19 protein-coding genes are annotated in these 25,517 nt (G+C 70.3%); 2 read left to right on the top strand and 17 right to left on the bottom strand.

Going from position 1 to position 25,517, the window contains the following annotated elements:
• Positions 1-40: 40 nt before the first annotated feature.
• From DEU32_RS03310 to DEU32_RS03260, 11 genes are all read right to left on the bottom strand, one after another.
• Positions 41-832, bottom strand: a complete 792-nt coding sequence (locus DEU32_RS03310) for a hypothetical protein (RefSeq protein WP_114849345.1) — start codon at positions 830-832, stop codon at positions 41-43.
• A complete protein-coding gene (locus DEU32_RS03305) occupies positions 829-1,581 on the bottom strand; it encodes a hypothetical protein (RefSeq protein WP_114849344.1) in 753 nt (250 codons plus the stop codon). Before DEU32_RS03305 ends, DEU32_RS03310 begins: the two co-directional genes overlap by 4 nt.
• Complete coding sequence (pilM, locus tag DEU32_RS03300; protein WP_114849343.1) at positions 1,578-2,627, bottom strand: type IV pilus assembly protein PilM; 1,050 nt, start codon at positions 2,625-2,627, stop codon at positions 1,578-1,580. The genes DEU32_RS03305 and pilM overlap by 4 nt, the downstream gene beginning before the upstream one ends.
• 21 nt (positions 2,628-2,648) lie before the next feature.
• Positions 2,649-3,488 carry an A24 family peptidase gene (locus DEU32_RS03295; RefSeq protein WP_254631621.1) on the bottom strand — a complete coding sequence of 280 codons (840 nt, stop codon included), beginning with the start codon at positions 3,486-3,488 and terminating at the stop codon, positions 2,649-2,651.
• The gene (locus DEU32_RS03290; protein WP_181819183.1) at positions 3,485-5,269 is read right to left on the bottom strand and encodes a hypothetical protein; all 1,785 of its coding nucleotides are present in this window, start codon (positions 5,267-5,269) and stop codon (positions 3,485-3,487) included. Before DEU32_RS03290 ends, DEU32_RS03295 begins: the two co-directional genes overlap by 4 nt.
• Positions 5,266-5,964 carry a type II secretion system protein J gene (locus tag DEU32_RS17050; protein WP_181819182.1) on the bottom strand — a complete coding sequence of 233 codons (699 nt, stop codon included), beginning with the start codon at positions 5,962-5,964 and terminating at the stop codon, positions 5,266-5,268. The genes DEU32_RS03290 and DEU32_RS17050 overlap by 4 nt, the downstream gene beginning before the upstream one ends.
• Positions 5,961-7,343: a prepilin-type N-terminal cleavage/methylation domain-containing protein gene (locus tag DEU32_RS03280; protein WP_114849341.1), complete on the bottom strand. Its 1,383-nt coding sequence runs from the start codon at positions 7,341-7,343 to the stop codon at positions 5,961-5,963. Before DEU32_RS03280 ends, DEU32_RS17050 begins: the two co-directional genes overlap by 4 nt.
• A 70-nt stretch (positions 7,344-7,413) precedes the next feature.
• Positions 7,414-7,914 carry a type II secretion system protein gene (locus DEU32_RS17630; RefSeq protein ID WP_217508264.1) on the bottom strand — a complete coding sequence of 167 codons (501 nt, stop codon included), beginning with the start codon at positions 7,912-7,914 and terminating at the stop codon, positions 7,414-7,416.
• Positions 7,915-8,094: 180 nt separating this feature from the next.
• Complete coding sequence (locus tag DEU32_RS03270; RefSeq protein ID WP_114849340.1) at positions 8,095-9,318, bottom strand: type II secretion system F family protein; 1,224 nt, start codon at positions 9,316-9,318, stop codon at positions 8,095-8,097.
• A complete protein-coding gene (locus tag DEU32_RS03265) occupies positions 9,318-11,000 on the bottom strand; it encodes a type IV pilus twitching motility protein PilT (RefSeq protein ID WP_114849339.1) in 1,683 nt (560 codons plus the stop codon). Before DEU32_RS03265 ends, DEU32_RS03270 begins: the two co-directional genes overlap by 1 nt.
• Before the next feature lie 22 nt (positions 11,001-11,022).
• On the bottom strand, positions 11,023-12,693 hold the full coding sequence (locus DEU32_RS03260; RefSeq protein ID WP_114849542.1) for a GspE/PulE family protein: 1,671 nt from the start codon (positions 12,691-12,693) through the stop codon (positions 11,023-11,025).
• A 317-nt stretch (positions 12,694-13,010) separates the two neighbouring features.
• Here DEU32_RS03260 and DEU32_RS03255 point away from each other — a divergent pair, with 317 nt between their 5' ends.
• Positions 13,011-13,376 (top strand): VOC family protein, encoded by a 366-nt coding sequence (locus DEU32_RS03255; RefSeq protein WP_114849338.1) that lies wholly within the window; start codon positions 13,011-13,013, stop codon positions 13,374-13,376.
• Positions 13,377-13,533: 157 nt separating this feature from the next.
• Here the strand turns inward: DEU32_RS03255 and DEU32_RS03250 are convergent, their stop codons facing one another.
• From DEU32_RS03250 to DEU32_RS03225, 6 genes are all read right to left on the bottom strand, one after another.
• Positions 13,534-17,415: a DNA-directed RNA polymerase subunit beta' gene (locus DEU32_RS03250; protein ID WP_058741131.1), complete on the bottom strand. Its 3,882-nt coding sequence runs from the start codon at positions 17,413-17,415 to the stop codon at positions 13,534-13,536.
• A 47-nt stretch (positions 17,416-17,462) separates the two neighbouring features.
• Positions 17,463-20,951 carry a DNA-directed RNA polymerase subunit beta gene (gene rpoB / locus DEU32_RS03245; RefSeq protein ID WP_058741132.1) on the bottom strand — a complete coding sequence of 1,163 codons (3,489 nt, stop codon included), beginning with the start codon at positions 20,949-20,951 and terminating at the stop codon, positions 17,463-17,465.
• Between the two features lie 336 nt (positions 20,952-21,287).
• Complete coding sequence (locus DEU32_RS03240) at positions 21,288-21,833, bottom strand: hypothetical protein (protein WP_114849337.1); 546 nt, start codon at positions 21,831-21,833, stop codon at positions 21,288-21,290.
• Between the two features lie 296 nt (positions 21,834-22,129).
• Positions 22,130-22,783, bottom strand: a complete 654-nt coding sequence (locus tag DEU32_RS03235; RefSeq protein WP_114849336.1) for a response regulator transcription factor — start codon at positions 22,781-22,783, stop codon at positions 22,130-22,132.
• Positions 22,780-23,949, bottom strand: coding sequence for a sensor histidine kinase (locus DEU32_RS03230; protein ID WP_114849335.1), 1,170 nt, complete (start codon positions 23,947-23,949; stop codon positions 22,780-22,782). The genes DEU32_RS03235 and DEU32_RS03230 overlap by 4 nt, the downstream gene beginning before the upstream one ends.
• Complete coding sequence (locus DEU32_RS03225; protein ID WP_114849334.1) at positions 23,946-24,446, bottom strand: hypothetical protein; 501 nt, start codon at positions 24,444-24,446, stop codon at positions 23,946-23,948. Before DEU32_RS03225 ends, DEU32_RS03230 begins: the two co-directional genes overlap by 4 nt.
• Before the next feature lie 132 nt (positions 24,447-24,578).
• Here DEU32_RS03225 and DEU32_RS03220 point away from each other — a divergent pair, with 132 nt between their 5' ends.
• The gene (locus tag DEU32_RS03220) at positions 24,579-25,421 is read left to right on the top strand and encodes a spermidine synthase (RefSeq protein ID WP_114849333.1); all 843 of its coding nucleotides are present in this window, start codon (positions 24,579-24,581) and stop codon (positions 25,419-25,421) included.
• Positions 25,422-25,517 lie beyond the last annotated feature (96 nt).

Raw genomic sequence — 25,517 nt, 5'->3', positions numbered from 1 at the left:
CGTGGCGCACCCACTTCGCGGGGCGGGTTCCGAAGGGGTGTCAGCCGGCGGGGGTGGCGGTGGCGGAGGGGGTCGCGGCGGGGGTCGCGGACGCGTTCTCGGTCGCCTGCGACACCTGGGCGGCCTTCGCATCAGCGAGGACGTACACGAACCCCGAGAGGGTCCAGGTGGTCCCGCCTGCGGTCGGGGCAGCGGACGCGTCGGCCGCGGTCTCCTGCTTCTGCGAGGTGATGCCGTTGACGAGGAACAGGCGCTCTCCGCTCTGCACGCCCTTGGTGAACTGCAGCGCCTGCGCGAACGACCCCGAGACGTCGATGCTCACCGCGATGGTCGAGAAGTTGGCGCCGGTGATGCGGCTGTCCGTCTTCGTCGCCGGGGCCACGGGCGACGTCGGCGCAGCGGCCGTCGGCTCGCCGCTGGGCGCCGAGGTCGCGCTCGTGCCGGTGGACGCAGGTACTCCACCGGTCGTCCCGGTCGACGCCGGCGGTGCGTACGCGGCCGCCCACGCGGTCGTGATGCCCGTCACCGTGACGCCGGACGAGGACGCGACCGCGTCGATCTCCTTGTAGAAGGCTGCGGTGGCGGGGGTCGACGGGACGGAGGCCTCGAGCGTCGCGAGCTCCTGCTGCTTGCTCGGGAGCTCCTTCGACTGCTCCGCGAGTCGGGCGAGTTCGCTCCGGTAGGTCTCGTTGGTCGCCTCGATGGACGCCTGCTGCTGCCGGTTCGCCGCGGCGGCGGCCAGCTGCGGTTGCACGCCGAGGAAGAACCCGCCGACGAGGACGACGCTGCCGATGACGAGTGCCACGACGAGGTGGAGCCGGTTCCTGGTCACTTCGATCGCTCCTCGTACTTGCCGTCGTAGGCGGCTTCGTTCACGTGCACGGTCATGTTCACCGTGTAGTGGCCGTCCTCGTCGACACGCGACACGGCGTTCGCGTTCGCGTCGACGAACCCCTTCAGCCCACGCACGCGGTCCAGCCAGTCCGGGATCGAGGGCAGCGTCGGGCTGTCCGCGTCGAAGGTGACCGTGGCGATCCGGACACCCTGCAGCGGGGCGTCCGCCTGTGTGTACGGCGCGAGCGGCGACGCCGAGTCGACGGTCACCCCGGTGATGGCCACACCGGCGGGCAGCGAGTCCTGGGCGCTCTGCAGGTACGCAGCCCAGTCGATCTCCGTCGCTCCGCCGACCGCCTGCGCCGAACGGACGAGGTCGGAGCGCCCCTCGACGTCGCGGACGTCCGAGTACTGTCCCTGCTGCTGCAGCAGCGCGGTGCCCTCGCTCTGGGCCGTCCGGAGCTGGCTGGCCGAGGACATCTGGTCCAGCGCCGTCATCCCGCTCCCGACGAGCACGACCGCGGCGACCACGGCCACCCCGAACCAGACCCGGCGGACGACGACGCGCTGGCGACGGTCGACGAGCACCTCGGTGGGGAGGAGGTCGACCCGGGGCGAGCCACCGACGACGAGGTCCCGGGGGGCCCGGCGGTTCTGCTGCCTCGAGCGCTGCTCGTGGTCGGACACGAGCTTGGCGGCCGACGAGGTCGGTCGGACTCCGCGGAGCCGTTCCATCGTGCCGGTCATGCTGCTCGTCCTCCCGCGGCGAGGCCCCAGGCCACCGCCATCGACTGCCCGCGTTCGGCCACGACCTCCGGCGCGATGCTCCGCGCCCAGTGGACGCCCGCGAAGGGGTCTCCCACGACGGTCGGGACGCCGGTCGTCTCGGCCAGGGCCTCGCCGAAGCCCGGCAGGCCGCTGCCCGCCCCGGCGAGGACGAGCCGTGCGATCGGCGCGCCGTCGCCCTTCGTGTTCACGAAGTAGTTCAGCGTGTTGCGGATGCTCGCGATGAGCTCGTTCGTGGCTTCGCGGACGACCGCGGCGGCGCGGACGTCGTCGGCGGTCTGCGCCCGCGCCCCGGTGCCGATCCAGCGCTTCACGACCTCGGCCTGCTCGAGGGAGATCTCGAGCCGCACGGCGATCTGCTTCGTGACCTCGTCGCCGCCGGTCGGGATGATCCGGACGAAGTGCGGGACCCCGTGCCGGGCGATGACCACGGTGGTGGCGTTGCCGCCGAGCTCGACGATGGCGGCGGCCGGGACGTCGGCGGGTGCGAGCACGCGGCTGAGGGCGAACGGGATCAGGTCGACGCCGACCGGGTGGAGACCGGCGAGCTGGACGGCTCGGACGTTGGCGAGCACGGCGTCCTTGATGGCGGCCACGAGCAGGCCGTGCACGACGGGTCCGCCCTCGCCGCTGCCCTCGGCGATCGGGTAGAAGTCGAGGATGGCCTCGCCCACCGGGACCGGGAGGAGGTCCTGGACCTGGAACGGGAGCGACTCACGGATCTGTGCCAGCGGCGCCTTGGGGACGGTGAGGTCCCGCGAGAGCACCCGCTGGTTGCCCATGCCGAGCGCGACGTCCTTGGTCCGGAAACGTCCGACGGCCCACAGCTCCCGGAGCGCGGCGGCGACGGTGTTCGGCTCGAGGACCTCACCGCGACTGGTCGACCCGATCGGCAGCGGGACCTCTGCGATGCGGAGGATGGACGGGGCGTTCCCACGGGTCCGCGCGACCTCGACGGCACGGATGGACGTGCTGCCGATGTCGATCCCGACGACGTTCTTCGCCATTGCTCGTTCTTCCGCTCGTGATCAGGTGAGGCCGATGAGGCCGAGGTACGCGTTCCACAGCGGCGTGCCGAGGAGGATGCCGAGCCATGCCCCGCCGAGCATCCAGGGCCCGAACGGGATGCCGCTCCCGCGCGGTGCGCGACGGGTCACGAGCAGGCCGATGGCGAACGTAGCGCCGAGGGCGAACCCCCCGAAAGCTCCCACTGCGAGGGGTCCCCATCCGAGGTACGCCAGCACGAGGCCGAGGACGCCCGCGAGCTTCACGTCACCCATGCCCATCCCGCCCGGGACGACCACAGCGAGGGCGAGGTACAGGACGAACATGATCGCTGCGCCGCCGACGGCCCGCAGGAGTGCGCCCCAGTCCCCCGTCGTCGCGGAGGTCGTCGCGAGCAGGAGCCCGAGCACCGGGTACGCGGGGAGCACGATCGCGTCGGGCAGCCGGTGCGTGTCGAGGTCGATCAGTGCCAACGAGATCGACACGGCCATCAGGTACAGCAGCCCGACGAGCAGCACCAGGGTCGGACCCGCGAGCGCTGCGTGCACCACCCCGGATGCGAGGACGCCGCCGGTGACCAGCGCGAACGACGCGCTCGTGCCCGCCTCGACGAGCGGGTACCGCGCCGAGATGCGCGAGCCGCAGTCGCGACAGGCACCACGGAGGACGATCCACGAGAGCACCGGGACGTTGTCGAACGCGCGGATCTCGGCTCGGCACGCCGGGCAGGCGCTCGCGGGCCGCACGACCGACAGCCCGGCCGGGACGCGGTGCACCACGACGTTGAGGAACGAGCCGACGAGCAGTCCGAGGACCGCCGCGAGGCACACGATGGTCGGCGCGAGGGGTTGCAGGGTGTTCACACGCACACCCCCGCTCGCTGGACGCACGCACCGGACACCCCGTACGCGGCGGAGACCTCACCCATCGTCGTGACGCCGTACGTCGTCGTCACCGGGTTGAGGAAGCTCGGCGGCGCCGAGTGCTGCAGCCGCGCGTCGTAGGAGTAGGCCTTCCGGTACCCGCTCGACCCGGAGCGCACGACGCCGCGGAACTTCTGCGCGATCGCTCCGTAGATCGTGAGGGTGCCGCGGTCGCCGCCGTACGCGTAGTTCTGGACCTGGAAGGTGTGCGCCGCCGAGATGATGGCCGCGTCGATCTCGCGACCGGTGTCCCCGAGCATCGAGGTCACGCACGTGCTCCGTCCGCACGCCGAGTTCTGCACGGGGTTCCAGACCATGACGGCGTTGGTGGCGGTGAGTCCGAGCATGTCGGAGCCGCGGTCCTCGTAGGTGGTGTCGCCCGTCACGTAGAGGTAGTTCTCGGCGGCCACGGTCACCTGCCCGTCGACGACGCCGTGCACGAACGCATCGCCGGACCGGGAACCGTAGCTGCACGGGGACGAGCTCAGTTGCACCTCGCCGGTGCGCGGGTACCCGACCCCGTTGCCCTGGTTGCAGGTGTCCGGCAGCGCGGTCGTCGAGGACGCGTTCACGTCGCCCGCCTGGGGCACGTTCTGGACGTAGACGAGGTTGTTCGCCGGGACCGGGACGGTCGCGCCGGCGCTCGAGCCGAGCGCACCGGCACCGGTGCCGGGCTTGCCGCACGCCGCCGGCGCGGTGCCCTGCAGGGGGTTCGTCGCGTCGGTCCTCGTCATCTTCGACCACGGCGAGCGCACGGTCATGGTGCCGTCCGCGTTGAAGGTGATGTCCGTCGGACCGGTGTACATGCAGCCGGGCGTGCGGGTCGCCGACGCGACGGTGTTGTACTGGGTGGCGGACTTCTGCTGCGCGTTCGTCGACGGCATGCCGATCGTCGACGTGAAGGCCGGCTGCGTCACCCCCGCGGGGAAGGACTGCCCGGAGCAGGACACGCCGTTCGAGTCCACCGGGTTGTACCGGAGGCCGCTGGTCGGGTTCGACGTCGTGATCTGCTTGGTGAAGCTCGCCTGGCAGATGCGCATCGTGTCGTTCGAGTGCGCCGGACCGTCGATGGTGTCCCCGCCGGAGAACGCGATCTCCCCGCACTGGTTGCCGTTCCGGATCGCGGGACGTCCCTCCCACGCGTGCTTGACGCACGACTGTGGGACCCCCGTGAGCACCGGGTCCTGGATCTCGTAGTCGGTGAAGTACAGGAAGTCGATGAAGCCCTGCTGGCGGATGCTCGCCACGACGGACCGGACGGCGGAGCCGACCTTCCCCGTGGCACGGATCCGGATGCTCCCCGTGTCGAGGTACTTCGAGGCGTCGACCTCGTACCGGTAGGCGGAGCGACCGTCGCCTCCCGGGACCGTCGCCCAGGTGCCGGTCGCACCGGTACCGAACGCGGGGTTGCTGGCGAGCCCCGTGGGGAGCGTCAGTGCCGTGCTCGTCGAGGAGAAGGGCGCGGCTGGGTTCCCGTACTGGGTGTACCCGGTGTCGTTCGAGAGCCGCGCCTCGTAGTCCTGGACACCGGCGTAGGCAGCACTGAGCGCGGCGTTCCAGTCGGAGTCGGACGAGGACTTCTTGATCCCGGCGACGGCGACGGTGGTCGCAGTCGCGATCATGAACACCACGACCGTCCCGAAGATGATGGCGATCGCGAGGGCCATGCCACGCTCGTCGCGGAGCGCGTCGAGGTGCAGTGCGCGTCGGAGGCGGATCACGACTGGTCCCCTGTCGGATCGAGGAGGTTCGGCAGACCGATGGTGTTCCGGAGGGTCGTGCCGTTCTGCAGGGTGCTCGCCGACGACGACACCCGGAGCGTGACGCGGACGAACGCGATCTGACCCAGCTGGGCCGCGGAGAGCAGACCGGTCGACGGGTCGGGTGTCAGGGTGGCGCCGGAGAGCTGCAGGTACTCGAACACCGGGGTGGCCCCGGCGGCCGGGACCTCGATCGACGAGGTGATCGTCGTCGTCGTGCCGGATCCGGGGAACGTGTAGTAGGCGTTGTCGGTCGTGACCCCGGGGACGATCTGCTCGGTCAGGGTGCCCGAGGAGCCGACCGTGAAGCGGACCTGCTGGGGCGCCGCGGTCCGCCCGGTCGCGACCAGGGTCGTGAACTGCACCGTGTTCGTGCCCGCGACGGCGAAGGCCGGGGCGTCGCTCGTCCCGAGACGCGGGTTGTCCGCGGCGGAACGCACCTTGCGGACGACCTCGTTCATGGCGGTCGACACCGCCCGACCGTTCTGGTCCCGGGCCGCCGCGAACGTCGTCGCCGTGGTGATCGAGTAGAAGGTGCCGCCGACGATCGCGAGCAGGACGGCGAAGAGGCCCATCGCGATGAGGAGCTCGACGAGGGTGAGCCCGCGGTCGTCGCGGCGGACGCGGTCGAGGACCGTGCGCGCGAGGCGGTTCACGGTGCGACCCGGGGGTCGAGAGTCACGGACCCGGTGTTCAGGAGGACCCCGAGGAGCCCCTTCGCGGTCACGTTCCGCGGCAGCGAGGTCGCGTCCTTCTGGGCCGTCACCGACCAGGTCCCGTGCGGCAGCGCCAGGGTGACGTCGGTCGTGCCGGACGTGCCCGACGCCGCGCGGGCGAACGTGTACCGCTGGGTCACCCGGCAGCCGGGGTCGCCGTTCGCCGGTGCGGCCGTCGTCGCGGTCAGGACCGTGTCCGACCGGTTGATCGTCACCGTGACGGCACCGGTGGCGACCGCCGCGGTGAGCTGGTCCTTCGAGACCGCCGGTGTCGGGGTCTTGCCGATCCGTCCGTCGGACGCCTTCGGCCAGGCCGTCGGGTCGGTCGACAGGCAACTGCTCACGTTGACGGTGCCGTCACCGTTCGTCGTGTTCGAGTCGTAGATGCCCGGGTACACGACGTAGCCCGAGGGGATCGGGCTGAGGTACTGCGTCGCGGGCGTCCCGGTCAGCCGGGCGACCCCGTAGGTCGACACGAACGAGGTCGTGAGGTTCGTCGGCAGCAACGCACCCGGCGTGTTGCTCGCGTACTGCATCGCCACCGCGATCGCCGGGTCGTACGTGAAGGACGCGCCACCGGACTGCCCGGCCTTGACGACGACGGTCTTCGTCGGGGCGGCCTGCTGGTCCTGGTCCCGGTACTGCGCCCCACCCGGACCGCCGAGCGTGACCGTGTACGTGCCGGGGACGACCTTGATGGCGACGGTGCACCCGTCTGCGTTCGTCACCGTCGGCTGGGTCGCGAGCGCGAGCGCGGTGTTGCCGGGCACGTCGGCGAGCGGCGTCGGGACGACGGACACGGGGACGCCCGCGGTCCCACCGCTGCCCGTGATCGACTGCACCTGCACGAGGATCGTGCCGAGGGTCGGGTCGTTGATCTTGGTGGACGGCGAGAAGACGGTCTCCTGCTTGACCGGAGCCGCCGAGCCCATGCCGGGCCACGTGACCGTGATGTGCACGTTGAGGAACAGGAGCTGCGCGGTGGTGCCCGCGGCGGACGCGGAGCAGCGGTTGGTGGTGCCGTCGGTGTACTGCCAGTCGAGGGTCCGGCGCACCGTGTACGTGCGCCCGTCGACCTGCGGCGTCTCGGTGCTGCCGGCCATGCCGGTGATGTTCGTCTGCGCCTGGATGCGAGCCGTGTCGATCGCACCGGCGGCGAGGTTCACGGCCTGCGCGCGGGCGGAGTTGTCCGAGGTGATGCGCATCACGGAGGCGATGCCGACGAGGGCGCCCGCGATGATGATGCCGAAGACGGTGATGGCGACGATGACCTCGACGAGCGTGAAGCCCGCGTCGCGCGGTCGTTCCTGCGTGCGCATCACGGTCTCCTTCCCGGTTCGACGCGCGGACGGGGGCCGAGCGGATCGCTCGACCCCCGTGCGACGGGTGTTACGGCGTGACGGTCGCGTTCGCGCTGGAGAACGACGAACCGCTGCAGCTCCCGGCCTTCACCCCGGCGGTCTCGGTCGCGGCGAAGGACTTGCCGGTGGAGCTGATGCCCATCACGCAGAACGACGTGCCCGAGCCGGAGTAGACGAGCTGCTTCTCGGCGTCGCTCCAGGTCGCGCCCGCGGCGGACCAGGTCTGGCCGCCGGTCACGCCAGCGTTACCGAGGTCGCCGGAGGCCTTCGCGGTGAGACCAGCGGGCAGCGTGTTGCTGTTCTGGGTCGAGATGCTCACGACCGCCGTCTTGAGGTTCGACACGTCGTTCTGCACACCCGAGTCACGCGCGTTGTTCTGCACGCCGAGGTACACCGGGATGGCGATCGCGGCGAGGATGCCGATGATGATCACGACCACCAGGAGCTCGATGAGCGTGAAGCCCTTGTCGGACTCCTTGGCGATCTCGTTGCGGCGAGCGTTGAGCTTGCCCAGCAGCGCGAAGTACATGGTTGTTCCATTCTTCCAAGAATGCATTCGGGTGGGTGGGGGCTGTGCTGCCGCCGCCGTCAAGCGTATGGACGGCACTTTCTGTGCATAATCCCGAGAACGGGGGGTGGAACGGCAGCAAAATACCCCCACTACCGGGGTCAGCTCGTGACCAAACCACCCCTGAACGGGGCATACGCGTCAGTGGATGAGCGAGGAGATCTTGAAGATCGGCAGGTACAGCGCGATGATCATGCCGCCGACCACGACACCCAAGAATGCGATCAACAATGGCTCGATCAATGCGGTCAACGCCTCGGTCGTGGATTCCACCTCGTTGTCGTAGAAGACCGCGATCTTCTCCAGCATCACCTCGAGGGAACCGGCGTCCTCGCCGACCGCGACCATCTGCGAGACCATCTCCGGGAACACGCTCTCGCGCGCCAGGGGTTCAGCGATCGACTCGCCCTTCCGGACCGCTTCGGCGACCCGCTCCAGCGCGCGCTGGACCGTGAAGTTGTTCGAGACCTCGCCGACGATCTGCAGCGCCTGCAGGATCGGCACGCCGGCGCTGATCATGTTCGAGAAGTTCCGGGCGAAGCGTGCGATGACGATCTTGCGGTTGAGCGCGCCGAAGACCGGGAGCTTCAGTCGCAGCGGGTCGACGACGGCGCGGACGGCATCGGTGTGCTGCTTCGCGCGCCACCAGAACCAGCCGGCGACGACCGCGGCGACGAGGATCGGCCCGACCCACACCATCGCGTTCGAGGCGTAGACGAGCAGCAGCGTCGGCAGCGGCAACTGCCCCCCGAGCGACGCGAACATCTTCTGGAAGATCGGCACGATGAAGACGAGCATCACCACGACCGCGACCAGCGACATCACGAGCACCACGACGGGGTAGGTCATCGCGGACTTGATCGTCGACCGGAGCTTGTGCTCCTTCTCGAAGTTCGTCGCGATCGAGTCCATCGCCTGGTCGAGGAAGCCGCCGGTCTCCCCCGCACGGATCATGTTGATCATGATCGGCGGGAAGTCCACCGGGTACTTGCCGACCGCGTCCGAGAACGAGACACCGCGCTCGACGTCGTCCCGCACCTTGCCGAGGATCTCCTTGAGCTTCTTGCTCTCGGTCTGGTCGGCCAGGATCGTGAGGGCCCGGAGCAGGGAGAGCCCCGACGACAGCATCGTCGAGGCCTGCCGCGACATGATCGCGAGGTCCTTCAGCCCGACGCCTCGCTCGAACCCCGGGATCTTGATCTCCGTCTGCAGCCCGGTGCCCGGCTTCGCCTCGGTGATCGCGATCGGCGAGACGCCCATCCCCCGGAGTCGCTGGACGACGGCACCCTCGGACGCGGCGTCGAGCCGTCCCTTGACGAGCTTCCCGCTGCCGTCCCGTCCCCGGTAGTCGTACGCGAGCGACATCAGTGGCCCCCCGAGAACTTGTCGCCGAAGTCGATCTCCGAGGCGGCGATCGCCGCCGCGGACGAGTCAGACGGCGACTCGACGCGCTGCACGAGGCGGTCGAAGCCGTCCTCGTCCTGCACCTTCTCCATCGCGGCGGCCCGGGTGATGGTGCCGACGTTGACGAGTTCGGCGAGGTCCTGGTCCATGGTGTGCATGCCGCTGTCCCGCCCGGCCTGCATGGCCGAGGTGATCTGGTAGGTCTTGCCCTCGCGGACCAGGTTGGCGATGGCCGGGGTGGTCCGCATGATCTCGGTGGCGACGACGCGGCCGGAGCCGTTGGCCTTCGGCACGAGCGTCTGGCAGACGACGCCCTCGAGCGTCGCCGCGAGCTGCGTGCGGATCTGGCCCTGCTGGTGCGGCGGGAAGACGTCGATGACGCGGTCGATCGTGCCGGGGGCGCTCTGCGTGTGCAGGGTGGCGAACACCAGGTGTCCGGTCTCGGCGGCGGTCAGCGCGACGGAGATGGTCTCGAGGTCGCGGAGCTCGCCGATCAGGATGACGTCGGGGTCCTGCCGGAGGACGTGCTTCAGCGCGGCGGCGAAGGAGTGCGTGTCGGCACCGACCTCGCGCTGGTTGATGATCGCCTTCTTGTGGTCGTGCATGAACTCGATGGGGTCCTCGACCGTCACGATGTGGTCGGCGCGGGTCTCGTTGACCAGGTCGATGAGCGCCGCGAGGGTCGTCGACTTGCCGGAGCCGGTCGGTCCGGTGACGAGCACGAGGCCGCGCGGGAGCCTCGCGAACGCGCCGACGTGGTCGGGGATGCCGAGCTGCTTGAGCGTCTTGATCTGCGTGGGGATGATGCGGAAGGCCGCGCCCCAGTTGCCCCGCTGCTGGTAGTAGTTCACGCGGAACCGGTACTCCGGCGACAGCGAGTACGCGAAGTCGAGCTCCTGCTCGTGGTCGAACTGGCCGGCCTGCTCGGGGGTCAGGAGCGTCTTCAGCGCCGCGATCACCTTGTTGCGGGACCACGGTCCGCCGGGCACGGCGGGGCGGAGCGACCCGTCGACGCGGACCGTCGGTGGCGCGTCCGCGGTGACGTGCAGGTCGGAGGCGTCCTGGTACACCACCTGCGCGAGCGCGGTCACGAGGTCGGCGTCGGCGACCTCGCGCGCGTGGCGGGTGAAGCCGATCTCGGTGTGTGCGACACCGCCGACGGCCGCCTGGTGCGCGACGGCGACGGGCGCGGCCGGGAGGATCGTGGTCGCTTCCGCGGGTACCACCGGCAGGTGTTGGGTCACCGCGTCGGGGTAGCCGTACGACGCCGTCGAGGCGGGCACGGCCGCCGGCGGGGTCGCCGGCGCGGCATGGGGCTGCGCCGGCGGCACCGCGGCGGGACCTCCGACGAGCGAGCTCGGCCCCGGGGCAGCGGCCGCGCCGCCGCCGGTGCTCCCGGGCACGTACCAGGGCTGCTCGTCCGACGGGTGGAGCTCTGCGGACAGGTCGTACACCGCTCCGCCCGCGATCGGGGCCGCGGACGCGACGACGTCGGGCGACGTCGGGGTCCACGCGGCCGCCTCCGCCGCCGCGGCGGCGAGGCGTGCGGCACGGCGGCCGCCGACCTCGTTGCCCGGCTGCCCGGGGTGCCAGCCGGCGACGGGGTCGTCGCCCGCCTCGATGTCGTACACGGATTCGTCCATCGTCCTGTCGTCCCTGCTCCGCCTACGCGACAACGCGGAGGATCTCGTCGACGCTCGTCATCCCGCGCTTGACCTTCTCCCACCCGTCCTGACGGAGCGTCAGCATGCCCTGCTGCTGCGCGACCCGGCTGATCTCGGCGCTCGACGCCCGCGCGACCGCGAGCCGCTCGATCTCCTCGGTGACGGTCATGACCTCGTGCAGGGCGATGCGGCCCCGGTACCCGGTGTTCGAACACACGGCGCACCCGACCGGCCCGAAGAACTCCGGCACGGTGTCGCCGTCCGCCGCGAGGAACCCGAGCGCCTGCAGCTGCGCCGGCGCGTACTGCGCGGGCGCCTTGCAGCGGTCGCAGAGCCGGCGGGCGAGACGCTGTGCGACCACGGAGTCGAGCGCCGACCCGACCAGGAACGGCTCGATGTCCATCTCGGTGAGCCGCGTGACGGCCGACGGGGCGTCGTTCGTGTGCAGCGTCGAGAGCACGAGGTGCCCGGTCAGCGACGCCTCGATCGCGATCTGCGCCGTCTCGTGGTCACGGATCTCGCCGAGGAGCACCACGTCCGGGTCGGAACGCAGGATCGACCGCAGCGCCGAGGCGAAGGTCAGTCCGGCCTTCGGGTTGACCTGCACCTGGTTGATGCCGGCCATCCGGTACTCGACCGGGTCCTCGACCGTGATGACGTTGATCTCCGGACGGGCGACGGCGTTGAGGGTCGTGTAGAGCGTCGTCGACTTGCCCGAGCCGGTGGGCCCGGTGACCAGGATCATGCCGTACGGCTTCGAGTAGGACCGCTGGTACGCCGCGAAGTTCTGCTCGAGCAGGTTGAGGTCGGTCAGGGTCATCGACGTGTTCGTGTTGTCGAGGATCCGCATGACGACCTTCTCGCCCCACACCGTGGGGAGCGTCGCCACGCGCAGGTCGATCTGCCGGCCGCCGTGCCGCACGGACATCCGGCCGTCCTGCGGCTTCCGACGCTCGGCGATGTCGATGTCGCTCATGATCTTGAGCCGGCTGATGACGCCGTTCTGGATGTTCTTCGGCGCCGGTGCCATCTCGTGCAGCACGCCGTCGATGCGGTAGCGCACCCGGACCTCGTGCTCCCCGGGCTCGATGTGGATGTCCGAGGCGTGGTCCTGGATCGCCTGGGACACGAGCAGGTTCACGAACCGGACGATCGGGACGTCGTCGAGCGCACCGTCGGTCAGGTCCACCTGCTGGTTCGCCTGCGCGGACGCTTCTTCCTCGAGGGACGAGGTCAGGTCGTTCAGCTCGTCGTCGGCGCGCAGGTAGCGGTCGAGCGCCGACTGCAGCTCGCGCTCGTCGACCTGCAGCGGCTTCACGGTCCGGCCGGACGCGGTCCGGGCGTCGTCGATCGCGAGCACGTTCGTCGGGTTGACCATCGCGAGCACGAGGGTCTCGCCCTCGAACCCGATGCCGAGCACGCCGTGCCGCCGGCAGAGCGCCGCGGGGAGCATCGACACCGCGGTGCCGTCGACCGGGTAGTCGGTGAGCGGGACCGTGCGGGAGTTGTGCGACGCGGCGCGGGCGGTGATGTACTGCGCCTCGCTCACGACGCCCTGGTCGACGAGCGCGCGGATGGACCGTTCGTCGATCTCCTCGTCTCCGGTCATGGAGTCGAGGTGTTCGATCGGCAGGGCGCCGTTGAGGATGAGGATCTCGGAGAGCGTGGCCATGTGCCCCGGGAACTCCTTCGGGTCGAGCTCGGGTTCGGGTGTCGGCGCAGCGACGTCGCGGCGCTCGTCCACGCTAGGGCCGCGGAACGCGGGGACCGCAGTCCCACAACGAGGGGGCGACGGGGTGTCCGGTGGCCCCAGAGCAGGGGTGCCGGGTGCTGTCGGGTGACGTCCATGCGTCGATCCTGCGGTGGCGGACCACGCGACGGTGACCCCCGCCTGCGGTCTGTGGACGGACGGCGCCGAGCATTCGGCTGTGGAGGAACGTTCAGCGTCCGACCCTCGACGCGGACCGGACCCGCGGGACATGATGAGACATGGACATCACGAGCGTGACCGTGGGGTTGCCCGTCAGCGACGTCGAGGCGTCCTGCCTCTGGTACGGCGCCGTGTTCCAACGCACCGATCCCGACCTCGAGCCGGAGGACGGCGTCGTCGAGTACGAGATCGGCGGCATCTGGCTGCAGTTGTACGCCGCCGCGGACGCCGATCAGCGCCCCGCGACCGTCCGCTTCGGCGTCGACGACGTCCGCGCGCAGCACGCGCGCATCGGGTCCCTCGGGATCGACGTCGGCCCGGTCGAGTGCGTCGACGGTGCCGTCGACTGGTTCGACGTCCGCGACCCCGACGGGAACGTGCTCAGCCTGTACTCGCTCGTCGACGAGAAGGGCCGGACGGCCTGACCGGCGGACTGGAGGATCGTGGCGGGGCCCGCCACGATCCTCCAGTCCGGCTCCCGATCCGACGACGAGACTCCCGGTCCGACAACGAGGAAGGCCCCCGCATCCGAGGATGCGGGGGCCTTCCGGGTTCAGCTCAGACTCAGTTGGCTGTGCCTGTTCAGTTGTAGGTGCCCGGCGTGAAGTCGTCCGACGAGAAGCTGTCGAAGTCGACGAAGCTCAGGTCGGCGTCCGAGAACGAGGAGTCGTCGGCGAAGATGCGGTTGGGGTACCGCTCCGCCTTGGCTTCCTCGGTCGCGGCGACGTCCACGTCACGGTACCGGCTGAGGCCCGTCCCGGCGGGGATGAGCTTACCGATGATGACGTTCTCCTTGAGGCCGACGAGGTGGTCCTGCTTGCCCTCCATGGCCGCCTGCGTGAGGACGCGGGTGGTCTCCTGGAAGGACGCGGCGGACAGCCACGACTCGGTCGCGAGGGACGCCTTCGTGATGCCCATGACCTCCTGGCGAGCCGAGGCGGTCTTGCGACCCTCCTGCAGCGCCGCACGGTTCAGCGCGTTGTAGCGCGACCGGTCGACGAGCTCGCCCGGCAGCAGGTCGGTGTCGCCGTGGTCGACGACGGTGACCTTGCGGAGCATCTGACGGACGATGACCTCGATGTGCTTGTCGTGGATCGGCACGCCCTGCGAGCCGTACACGTCCTGCACACCGTTGACGAGGTGCTTCTGGACCTCGCGCACACCCTTGACCCGGAGGACCTCCTTCGGGTCCACCGTGCCGGCGATGAACTGCTCGCCGAGCTCGACGTGCTGGCCGTCCTCGATGAGGAGGGTCGCACGCTTGAGCACCGGGTAGATGAACGGCTCGTCGCCGTTGTCCGGCGTGAGGATGATCCGACGACCCTTGTCCGTGTCCTCGATCGTGACGCGGCCGGGGGCCTCGGCGATCGGGGACGCGCCCTTCGGGGTGCGGGCCTCGAAGAGCTCGGTCACGCGGGGCAGACCCTGTGTGATGTCGTCGGCCGAGGCCGAACCACCCGTGTGGAAGGTACGCATCGTCAGCTGGGTACCGGGCTCGCCGATGGACTGGGCGGCGATGATGCCGACCGCCTCGCCGATGTCGACGAGGTTGCCCGTGGCGAGCGAACGGCCGTAGCACTTCGCGCAGACACCGACGGCGGACTCGCAGGTCAGGACCGAGCGCACCTTGATGCTCTCGACACCGGCCTCGAGCAGCGTGTCCAGCAGGACGTCGCCGACGTCCGAACCGGCCTCGGCCACCACGGTGCCGTTCGCGTCCACGGCCTCGACGGCCAGGGTGCGCGAGTACACCGTGTTCTCGACGCGCGGGTCGCGGACGAGCTTGCCGTCCTCGCCCTTGGTCGCGATCGGCAGCTCGAGGCCACGGGTCGTGCCGCAGTCGTCCTCACGGATGATGACGTCCTGCGAGACGTCGACGAGACGACGCGTCAGGTAGCCCGAGTCAGCGGTACGGAGCGCCGTGTCCGCCAGACCCTTGCGCGCACCGTGCGTGGCGATGAAGTACTCCGCCACGGTCAGGCCCTCGCGGTACGAGTTGATGATCGGGCGGGCGATGATCTCACCCTTCGGGTTGTTCACCAGACCACGCATACCGGCGATGTTGCGCACCTGCAGCCAGTTACCACGAGCACCCGACGACACCATGCGGTTGATGGTGTTGTCGATCGGGAAGTTGTCGCGCATCTCCTGCGCGATCTCGTTCGTGGCCTCGGTCCAGATCTTGATCAGGTCGGCGCGGCGCTCCGCGTCGGTGATCAGACCCTTGTCGAACTCGCCCTGGACCTTGGCGGCCTGGACCTCGTAGCCCGCGATGATCTCCTTCTTGCGCGGCGGCGTGACGACGTCGGAGAGCGCGACGGTCACACCGGAGCGCGTGCCCCAGTAGAAGCCCGCGTCCTTGATCCGGTCCAGCGCGGCGGCCGTCTCGGTCTTGGAGTAGCGCTCGGCGAGGTCGTTGACGATCGCGGAGAGGGTGCCCTTGTCGGTGACGCGCTGCACGAACGGGTAGTCCGCCGGCAGGGTCTCGTTGAAGAGCGCGCGGCCCAGCGTGGTCTCGAGGAGGATCGACTGACCCACCTCGTAGCCCTCGGGAGCCTCGCCCTCGGCGAAGTGGACACCCGACATGCGGATCTTCACCATCGCGTTGAGGTCCAGCGTGTTCTGGTCCTTCGCCATGATCGCCTCGGCGACCGAGGAGAACGAACGGCCCTCACCGACGGCGCCCTCGCGGACGGTCGTCAGGTGGTGCAGACCGATGATCATGTCCTGTGCGGGCAGGGTCACCGGACGGCCGTCCGACGGCTTGAGGATGTTGTTCGAGGCGAGCATCAGGATGCGGGCCTCGGCCTGGGCCTCGACCGACAGCGGCAGGTGCACGGCCATCTGGTCACCGTCGAAGTCCGCGTTGAACGCAGCACACACGAGCGGGTGGAGCTGGATGGCCTTGCCCTCGACGAGCTGCGGCTCGAACGCCTGGATGCCCAGACGGTGCAGCGTCGGCGCACGGTTCAGCAGCACGGGGCGCTCGCGGATGATCTCCTCGAGCACGTCCCACACCTGCGGACGCGAACGCTCGACCATGCGCTTGGCCGACTTGATGTTCTGCGCGTGCGACAGGTCGATCAGGCGCTTGATGACGAACGGCTTGAACAGCTCGAGCGCCATCTGCTTCGGCAGACCGCACTGGTGCAGCTTGAGCTGCGGGCCGACGATGATGACCGAACGGCCCGAGTAGTCGACGCGCTTGCCGAGCAGGTTCTGGCGGAATCGACCCTGCTTGCCCTTGAGCATGTCGCTCAGGGACTTCAGGGCGCGGTTGCCGGTACCCGTGACGGGACGACCACGACGACCGTTGTCGAACAGCGCGTCGACCGCTTCCTGCAGCATGCGCTTCTCGTTGTTCACGATGATCTCGGGGGCACCGAGGTCGAGCAGGCGGCGGAGACGGTTGTTGCGGTTGATCACACGACGGTAGAGGTCGTTGAGGTCCGACGTGGCGAAGCGGCCACCGTCGAGCTGCACCATCGGGCGGAGCTCCGGCGGGATGACCGGCACGACGTCGAGCACCATCGCGGCCGGCGAGTTGCCGGTGGCGAGGAAGGAGCTGACGACGCGCAGACGCTTGATCGCGCGGATCTTCTTCTGGCCCTTGCCCTCGGCGATCTGCAGGCGCAGCGCCTCGGCCTCGGCGGCCAGGTCGAACGCCTCGAGCCGCAGCTTGATCGCCTCGGCGCCCATGTAGGCGTCGAAGTAGATCCCGAAGCGGTCCTGGAGCTCGTGGAAGACGGCGTCCTCGGGCTTGAGGTCGCCCACCTTGAGGTTGCGGAAGTCCTCCCACACGCGCTCGAGGCGGGTGATGTCCTCGTCGAAGGACTTGCGGACCTGGGACATCTCCTTCTCGGCGGTGTCCTTGGTCCGGCGCTTCACGTCGGCCTTGGCGCCCTCTTCCTCGAGCGCTGCGAGGTCGTCCTCGAGCTTCTTGAGGCGGTCGGCGATGATCGAGTCGCGCTGACCCTCGAGGTTCTTGATCTCGAGGCGCATCTCGTTCTCGAGACCGGGCATGTCGGCGTGACGGCCCTCTTCATCGATGTCGATGATCATGTACGCCGCGAAGTAGATGACCTTCTCGAGGTCCTTCGGCGCCATGTCGAGGAGGTACCCGAGGCGCGACGGGACGCCCTTGAAGTACCAGATGTGCGTGACGGGGGCGGCGAGCTCGATGTGGCCCATGCGCTCACGACGGACCGAGGACTTGGTGACCTCGACGCCGCAGCGCTCGCACACGATGCCCTTGAAGCGCACGCGCTTGTACTTGCCGCAGGCGCACTCCCAGTCCCGGGACGGACCGAAGATCTGCTCGCCGAACAGACCGTCCTTCTCGGGCTTCAGGGTGCGGTAGTTGATGGTCTCCGGCTTCTTGACCTCGCCGTACGACCACTGACGGATGTCCTCGGCGGTCGCGAGACCGATCCGGATGGCGTCAAAGGAAGTTGCTTCGAGCAATGTTCTTCTCTCTTGCTGAGTTCGAGACGTGTCGGTGCGGGCGGGGATCAGATGTCGTCGACGGAGGACGACTCGAACCGCGAGGAGATGTTGATGCCGAGCTCTTCAGCGGCACGGAAGACCTCGTCGTCCGTGTCGCGGAGGCTGACCGCCTGGCCGTCTGCCGAGAGGACCTCGACGTTCAGGCAGAGCGACTGCATCTCCTTCATGAGGACCTTGAACGACTCGGGGATGCCCGGCTCCTGGATGTTCTCGCCCTTGACGATCGCCTCGTAGACCTTCACGCGGCCGAGGATGTCGTCGGACTTGATCGTCAGGAGCTCCTGGAGGGCGTAGGCGGCGCCGTACGCTTCGAGCGCCCACACCTCCATCTCACCGAATCGCTGGCCACCGAACTGCGCCTTACCACCCAGCGGCTGCTGCGTGATCATCGAGTACGGACCGGTCGAACGGGCGTGGATCTTGTCGTCGACCAGGTGGTGCAGCTTGAGGATGTACATGTAGCCGACCGAGACGGGCTCCGGGAACGGCTCGCCGGAGCGGCCGTCGAAGAGCTGCGCCTTGCCGGAGGAGCCGATGAGGCGCTCCCCGTCACGGTTCGGGAGCGTGGAGTCGAGGAGGCCCTCGATCTCGCGCTCGTACGCACCGTCGAACACCGGGGTGGCGACCTTCGTGCCGGGCTCCGCGTGGCGGGCGGCCTCGGGGAGGGCGGACGCCCACTCCTGGATGCCCTCGACGTTCCAGCCCTGCTTCGCGAGCCACCCGAGGTGGATCTCGAGGACCTGGCCGAAGTTCATGCGGCCGGGGACGCCGAGCGGGTTGAGCACGATGTCGACCGGGGTGCCGTCCGCCAGGAACGGCATGTCCTCGACCGGCAGGATCGTCGAGATGACGCCCTTGTTGCCGTGACGACCGGCGAGCTTGTCACCGGCGGTGATCTTGCGCTTCTGGGCGATGTAGACGACCACGCGCTGGTTCACACCGGAGCCGAGCTCGTCGTCACCGTCCTGGGCGTCGAAGACCTTGACGCCGATGATCGTGCCCTCTTCACCGTGGGGCACCTTCAGCGAGGTGTCGCGCACCTCGCGCGACTTCTCGTTGAAGATCGCGCGGAGCAGGCGCTCCTCGGCGGAGAGCTCGGTCTCGCCCTTCGGCGTGACCTTGCCGACCAGGATGTCGCCGGGGCGGACCTCGGCACCGATGCGGATGATGCCGCGCTCGTCGAGGTCGGCCAGGAGGTCCGGGCTGACGTTCGGCAGGTCGCGGGTGATCTCTTCCTTGCCGAGCTTGGTGTCGCGGGCGTCGACCTCGTACTCCTCGATGTGGATCGAGGAGAGCGTGTCGTCCTTCACGAGGTTCTGCGACAGGATCATCGCGTCCTCGTAGTTGTAGCCCTCCCACGGCATGAACGCGACGAGGAGGTTCTTGCCGAGCGCGAGCTCGCCGTTCTCCGTCGCGGGGCCGTCGGCGATGACCTCGCCCTGCTCCACGCGCTCGCCTGCGGAGACGATGACGCGGTGGTTGTAGCTCGTGCCCTGGTTCGAGCGGTCGAACTTGCGCAGGTAGTAGGTCTGCGTGCCGCCCTCGTCGAGCTGCAGGGTCACGGCGTCGGCCGAGACCTCGGAGACCACACCGGCCTTGTCGGCGGTGACGACGTCACCGGCGTCGATGGCGGTGTAGCCCTCCATGCCGGTGCCGACGAGCGGCGACTCGGAACGCAGGAGCGGCACGGCCTGGCGCTGCATGTTCGCACCCATGAGGGCGCGGTTCGCGTCGTCGTGCTCGAGGAACGGGATGAGCGAGGTCGCGACCGACACCATCTGGCGCGGCGAGACGTCCATGTAGTCGACCTCGTCCTTGCCGACGAGCTCGACCTCGCCGCCCTTCTTCCGCACGAGGACCTTGTCGTCCGCGAAGTGGAAGGAGTCGGTGAGCGGCGCGTTGGCCTGGGCGACGACGAAGTCGTCCTCTTCCGATGCCGTCAGGTAGTCGATCTGGGTGGTGACCTGACCGTTCACGACCCGGCGGTACGGCGTCTCGATGAAGCCGAACGAGTTGATCCGACCGAAGGACGCGAGCGAGCCGATCAGGCCGATGTTCGGGCCTTCCGGGGTCTCGATCGGGCACATGCGGCCGTAGTGCGACGGGTGGACGTCGCGGACCTCGACGCCGGCACGCTCACGGGACAGACCACCCGGGCCGAGGGCCGACAGGCGACGCTTGTGCGTCAGACCCGCGAGCGGGTTGTTCTGGTCCATGAACTGCGACAGCTGGGACGTCCCGAAGAACTCCTTGATCGCAGCCACGACGGGACGCACGTTGATGAGCGTCTGCGGTGTGATGGCCTCGATGTCCTGCGTGGTCATGCGCTCGCGGACGACGCGCTCCATGCGGGACAGACCCGTGCGGACCTGGTTCTGGATGAGCTCGCCCACCGCGCGGATGCGACGGTTGCCGAAGTGGTCGATGTCGTCCACGTCGAGGCGGAGCTGGACGGGCTCGCCGTCGCGGACACCGTCGAGCGTGGTCTTCTCGGCGTGCAGCGAGACGAGGTACTTGATCGTGCGGACGATGTCCTGCACGGAGAGCACCGAGTCCGACAGCGGCGCGTCGATGCCGAGCTTGCGGTCGAGCTTGTAGCGACCGACCTTGGCCAGGTCGTAGCGCTTCGGGTTGAAGTAGAAGTTGTCGAGGAGCGCACGCGCGGCCTCGGCGGCGACCTGCTCGCCCGGACGCAGCTTGCGGTAGATGTCCTTGAGCGCCTCTTCCTTCGTCAGGACGGCGTCCTTCTCGAGCGTCGACTCGATCGAGGCGAAGCCCTGGAACTCCTCCATGATCTCCTCGCTCGTCAGGCCGAGGGCCTTGAGGAAGACGGTCACGGACTGCTTGCGCTTGCGGTCGATGCGCACGCCCACCTGGTCGCGCTTGTCGATCTCGAACTCGAGCCAGGCACCGCGCGAGGGGATGATGCGCGCGGAGTAGATGTCCTTGTCGGACGTCTTCTCCTGCTGGCGCTCGAAGTACACGCCCGGCGAGCGGACGAGCTGCGAGACGACGACGCGCTCGGTGCCGTTGATGATGAACGTGCCGCGCTCGGTCATGAGCGGGAAGTCGCCCATGAAGACGGTCTGCGTCTTGATCTCACCGGTCATGTGGTTCATGAACTCGGCGTTGACGTAGAGCGGAGCGGCGTAGGTCTTGCCACGCTCCTTGCACTCATCGATGGAGTACTTCGGGTCCTCGAGCTCCGGGGACGTGAACGAGAGCTGCATCGTCTCGCCGAGGTCCTCGATCGGGGAGATCTCCTCGAAGATCTCCTCGAGGCCGGAGTGCAGTGCGAGGTCGGTGCGACCCTGCTCCTGTCCCTCGGCGAGGCGGGCCTTCCAGACGTCGTTGCCGACGAGCCAGTCGAAGCTCTCCGTCTGGAGTGCGAGCAGATCAGGGACCGTGAGCGTGTCCGTGATCTTGGCGAACGAGAGTCGCGAGTGGTTGCGACCGTTCTTGGGGTTGGTGGATGCGTTGGGCGCAGCAGCCAAGGGTGTGACCTCCGGTAGGCCCCGTCGGGCCGGTACTGACGAGCAGCACGTAGGTGAGTGGATTGATCGCTCGGCGCGACCCCGGGACCGACACACGGTGCACAGCCGGACGAGCGTCCGGTTGGACTTGTGCGAAGATCGGTGAGCGGGACCCGCCGCCATATACGGGACCGGCTGCACCAGGGCGCGTGTTCGACCGCAATATGACGACACACGAATGCCAGGGAGCGCGAACTGCAATCATAGGTCGCCCTGACCCGCGCTGTCCAGTCCTGGCTTGACCGGATTCGTCGCAGGCGTGTATAAGGCGCCGGCCACCCGGCGCCGGGACCGATCTCAGTCGTCGAGCGCGTGCAGGACGCGCTCCGGCTCCTCGGCCCGCACGAACGTCACGCGGCCGCGGTCGTCCGTGATGCGCACGCCCCGTCCCGGCGTCAGGATGAGGGCACGGACGCCCCGTCGGACGCGCAGGCCGAGCCCGCCGTACGTGGCCGCGTCCGCCTCGACGACCGCGACGTCGGCGATCCGCCGGCGGTCGATCCGGCGTGCGGGGAGCGGCCGGAAACGCAGCACGACGTCGGTGTCGGTCACCGCGATGCGCGTCCGCGCGAGGAGCAGCAGGGCACCGCCGACGAGCGCCACGACACCGGGCACCAGGAGCGCGACCTCCGGTGCGTCTCCGGGCCAGCCGAGCACGGCCGCGGTCAGCGCACCGCCGCCGAGCAGCAGGACCGCGCCGAGCGCGCGCATCCAGGTGGGTGCCGATTCGCCGTCGGCGGCCACGGGCGCGTGGGTGGCGGTCGGCCGGGAGGCACGGGTCGTCCGGGTGGGTCGGGTCGCCTCGGCGGGGCGGAACGTCGGGACGCTCACGGTGTCGGTCACGGGGTACTCCTGCGGGTGGGGCCGGTCGCGTGCCGCGCAGGGGGAGGTCGGCGCACGCGTGGGGCGGTGCGCCGTCGCACGTCGAGGGGGCGGCGCACGCATGGCGCACGCCGGCGGCGCGGGGAGGGCCGGTCCGTGCGGCACCCGCGTGGGGAGGGTGGCGTGCGGTGGGGGTCCTGGCCGCGTCGTGGTCACGTCGACAGGCGGATTGCTCGACACCTGTCGGGTGACGACCGGGTGAACGGTACGTGACGACCCTTGACGTCGGCTGGGTCGGCCGTGGCGTCGCGCCGGGGTCAGCGCAGGACGAGGGCGACGGCCTCCGCGCGGGTGCGGACGCCGAGCTTCGCGAAGACCTGGTTGACGTAGGACTTCACGGTGGGGACGGTCAGGAACAGCTCGGCGGCGATCTCCGGGTTCGTCCGACCGGCCGCGATGCGCTCGAGCACGTCGGCCTCGCGCGGGGTCAGCTCCGGGAAGCGGTCCCGCAGCGGGGTCGGCGCGGTCGGGGACGGGGCGGTCGGGGACAGGGCGGCGAGCTGGGCGACGAGGCGCGCGCCGACCTCGGCGTCGAAGGTGGCCTGCCCGGTCGCGACCGCCCGGATCGCCGTCGCGAGCTCCGCGCGCCCGGCGTCCTTCGTCAGGTACCCGCGCGCACCGGCGCGGAGCGCGCCGACGATGGAGTCGTCGTCGGCGTAGGTGGTCAGGACGAGCACCGCGACGCCCGGGTGCGACCGGGCGATCGACGCCGTCGCGGTCGGGCCGTCCGTCCCGGGCATCCGCAGGTCCATGAGCACGACGTCCGGCGGGTCGGCCGCGACCATCGCGATCGCCTCGGCGCCGTCCGCCGCCTCGCCCACCACCTGCAGGTCGGGGACGAGCGACAGCACCGTCACCAGCCCGTCCCGCACGATCGCGTGGTCGTCCACCACGAGCACCCGGATCGTCACGCGGTCACCGCCGGCACCCGCATCGCGACGACGAACTCGGGACCAGCCGTACCGGCCTCGACCCCCGAGTCGTCGCCGAGTTCGGCGAAGCGCTCCCGCATCCCGGCGAGCCCGTGCCCGTCGCCGGGACCACCCGCTCCACCGGCGGGGTCGAGGGGGTTCGTCACGGTCACCCGCACGGCGGAGCCGTCCCGGTCGACCGACAGCACCACGGGACGACCGGGGGCGTGCCTGCGGGCGTTGCTCAGTGCCTCCCGGACGGCCGCGACCACGACGTGCCGGTGGGCCGCGTCGACGGCGGTGAGCGCCTGGTCGCCGTGCGTGGTGAGGGTCCCGCCGAAGGAGCGGTGCACCGCGACCAGCGCGGACAGGTCCGTCGGCTGCTCCGGGGCGGGCGGGACGGTGTCGTCGCGCAGCGCGTGCACGGCCCGCCGCGCCTCGGCGAGTCCGCTCGCGGCGAGGGCGCGGGCGGCTCCGGCGCGGCGGGTGGCCTCGTCGACGCGGCCGGCCTCGAGCAGGGCCTCCACCGCGTCGAGCTGGAGCACGAGCCCGCCGAGCGAGTGCGCGAGCACGTCGTGCACGTCCCGCGCGGTGCGCGCCCGGTCCGCCAGGAGCTGGGCGCGCTGCTGCTCGGCCTCGGCTTGACGGGTGCGCTCCTCGGCGATCCGGAGCTGCCGGCGGCTGAAGCCGACCACGGCGGCGAGCAGCACGCCCGCGCCGGTGCCGAGGACGACCGAGACCGGGGCGGCGAGTGCCGCGGCGGTCCCCGCGACGAGGACCACGGCGACGACCGCCGCGAGCGGACCGGCCCACACCGGCTGCAGGCGGCTCGCGCCGATCACGACGACGGCCACCAGCGGGATCGCGACCATCACGGTGCGCGAGGGGACGACGACCGCGGAGCCGGCGACGACCATGACCCAGGTCGCCACGAGGAGCACCCGCTCGGTCCGGGCGACGACCCGCAGCAGCCACGCGGCGAGCGCCACCACCCCGAGGGTCCACACCCACGCGGCGGCTCCGTCGTCGAGCACGGCGCGGACGAACCAGTACCCGACGACCACGATGCCGGACAGGTTGAGGACGCGGGTGAGCGCCGAGCCGGACCGGCCCCGCACGGGGTCGGTCCAGGCGGCGGTCCTCGAGGGTCCCGGTCCGGCGGTCACCGGACCATCATGCCGCGGGCGGCACGCGGGATCCGCTGGTCGACGACCAGGGCACGGGCGGCCCGGTTGAGCGCGAGGACCAGGAGGATCGCACCCGTGGAGGTCAGCAGGTGCGCGCCGAGGTGGCCGCCGAGCACGTCGAGACCGACCCGGACGACGATGAGCAGCAGCCAGAGCCCTGCCCCGGCCCAGCCCGTGCGGGCCTGCAGGGTGCGACCCTCGTCGTCGGGCGCCCCGGCGGTCCGGAAGCGCGTCATGCCGCCCATCGCCAGACCGGCGGCGACGCTCACGAGAGCCTCGATGCCCAGGAACAGCACGTCGAGCGTCGTCACCGCGGCGGCGGACTGCGCGAGCACCACGATCCCGACGACGCCGAGGACGAGCGGCGTCCGCCAGACCCGGGCAGGGTCGAGGTACTGCCAGGTGGCCTGGCGGTAGGCGAGGAACCCGACGAGGGCGAGGCCGATGACGATGTTCGCGAGGAGCTGGACGGACACGGTGTCCCCTTCCGGTGGTCGACCGGCGGGGGTCCCCGACCGGTGACACCAGCCTCGCGAGCGCACGGCGTCGGGCACACCACCCGTGGGTGGTGGTCCGGGTGGGGGTCGGCGGTGGTGTTCCATGGGGGCATGGCAGATGCGTTCGACGGGTTCCGGATCGGTGCTGGGTGGGCCTCGGTCGAGCCGGACCGGCACCGCCCGGGGTCCTTCACGCTCGTCGTCGACGGGACGCCGCAGTCGCACGTCGACCTCGAGGACCCGACGCACCTGGCCTTCGAGTACATCCGGCGGATCGGGCACGCGATCGACCTGCTCCCCTGTGGGCCGATCACGGCGCTGCACCTCGGCGCGGGCGCCCTGACGCTCCCCCGCTACGTCGCGGTGACCCGGCCGGGGTCCCGGCAGCAGGTCGTCGAGCTCGAGCGGGACCTGGTGGACCACGTCCGCGAGGCCCTGCCGTTCCCCCGAGGGGCGTCGATCCGCGTCCGGTACGGCGACGCCCGCGAGGTCCTGGGCAAGCTGCCCGCCGGGCTCCGCGGCACCGTGGACCTGGCGGTCGTCGACGTCTTCGGCGGCTCGCGGATCCCGGCGCACGTGACGAGTGTCGAGTTCTACCGGTCGGTCGCCGAGTTCCTGTCGCCCACCGGGATCGTCGCGGTGAACGTCGCGGACGGCGCCGGGCTGGCCTTCGCCCGGGGGCAGGCGGCGACCCTGCAGGCGGCGCTGCCCTCGGTGGCGGCCGTCGCGGACACCGGGATGCTCAAGGGCCGGCGGTTCGGGAACATCGTGCTGCTCGGCTCGCCGTCCGAGCTGCCCGTGGCCGACATGCCCCGCCTGTACTCGTCCGACCCGCTGCCGTCGAAGGTCGTGCACGGGGCCGAGCTCCGGGCGTTCACGGCCGGGGCCCCGGTCGTCACGGACCAGACGGCGGTGGCGTCGCCGGAGCCGAACCGGAGCGTGTTCGGGGGCTGACGCCGGGCGGGCGCGCGGGGCGGGGCGGGCGCGGCCACGATCCTCCAGGCCGGGGCGGCGGATGCCGCTGCGGTGGTGGGCGGTACCGGCCGGTCC

Source organism: Curtobacterium sp. AG1037 (assembly GCF_003349855.1).
Taxonomy (GTDB): Bacteria; Actinomycetota; Actinomycetes; order Actinomycetales; family Microbacteriaceae; genus Curtobacterium; species Curtobacterium citreum.
The sequence above is the reverse complement of the archived record's forward strand: the minus strand, read 5'-3'. Positions and strand labels throughout refer to the sequence as shown.

Excerpts from the sequence above, each read along its gene's own strand:
- DEU32_RS03280 (WP_114849341.1), bottom strand. The coding sequence starts at position 7,343 with ATGCGCACGCAGGAACGACCGCGCGACGCGGGCTTCACGCTCGTCGAG.
- DEU32_RS03255 (WP_114849338.1), top strand. The coding sequence starts at position 13,011 with ATGGACATCACGAGCGTGACCGTGGGGTTGCCCGTCAGCGACGTCGAG.
- DEU32_RS03270 (WP_114849340.1), bottom strand. The coding sequence starts at position 9,318 with ATGTCGCTCGCGTACGACTACCGGGGACGGGACGGCAGCGGGAAGCTC.
- DEU32_RS03220 (WP_114849333.1), top strand. The coding sequence starts at position 24,579 with ATGGCAGATGCGTTCGACGGGTTCCGGATCGGTGCTGGGTGGGCCTCG.
- DEU32_RS03265 (WP_114849339.1), bottom strand. The coding sequence starts at position 11,000 with ATGGACGAATCCGTGTACGACATCGAGGCGGGCGACGACCCCGTCGCC.
- DEU32_RS03305 (WP_114849344.1), bottom strand. The coding sequence starts at position 1,581 with ATGACCGGCACGATGGAACGGCTCCGCGGAGTCCGACCGACCTCGTCG.
- DEU32_RS17630 (WP_217508264.1), bottom strand. The coding sequence starts at position 7,914 with ATGTACTTCGCGCTGCTGGGCAAGCTCAACGCTCGCCGCAACGAGATC.
- pilM (WP_114849343.1), bottom strand. The coding sequence starts at position 2,627 with ATGGCGAAGAACGTCGTCGGGATCGACATCGGCAGCACGTCCATCCGT.
- DEU32_RS03260 (WP_114849542.1), bottom strand. The coding sequence starts at position 12,693 with ATGGCCACGCTCTCCGAGATCCTCATCCTCAACGGCGCCCTGCCGATC.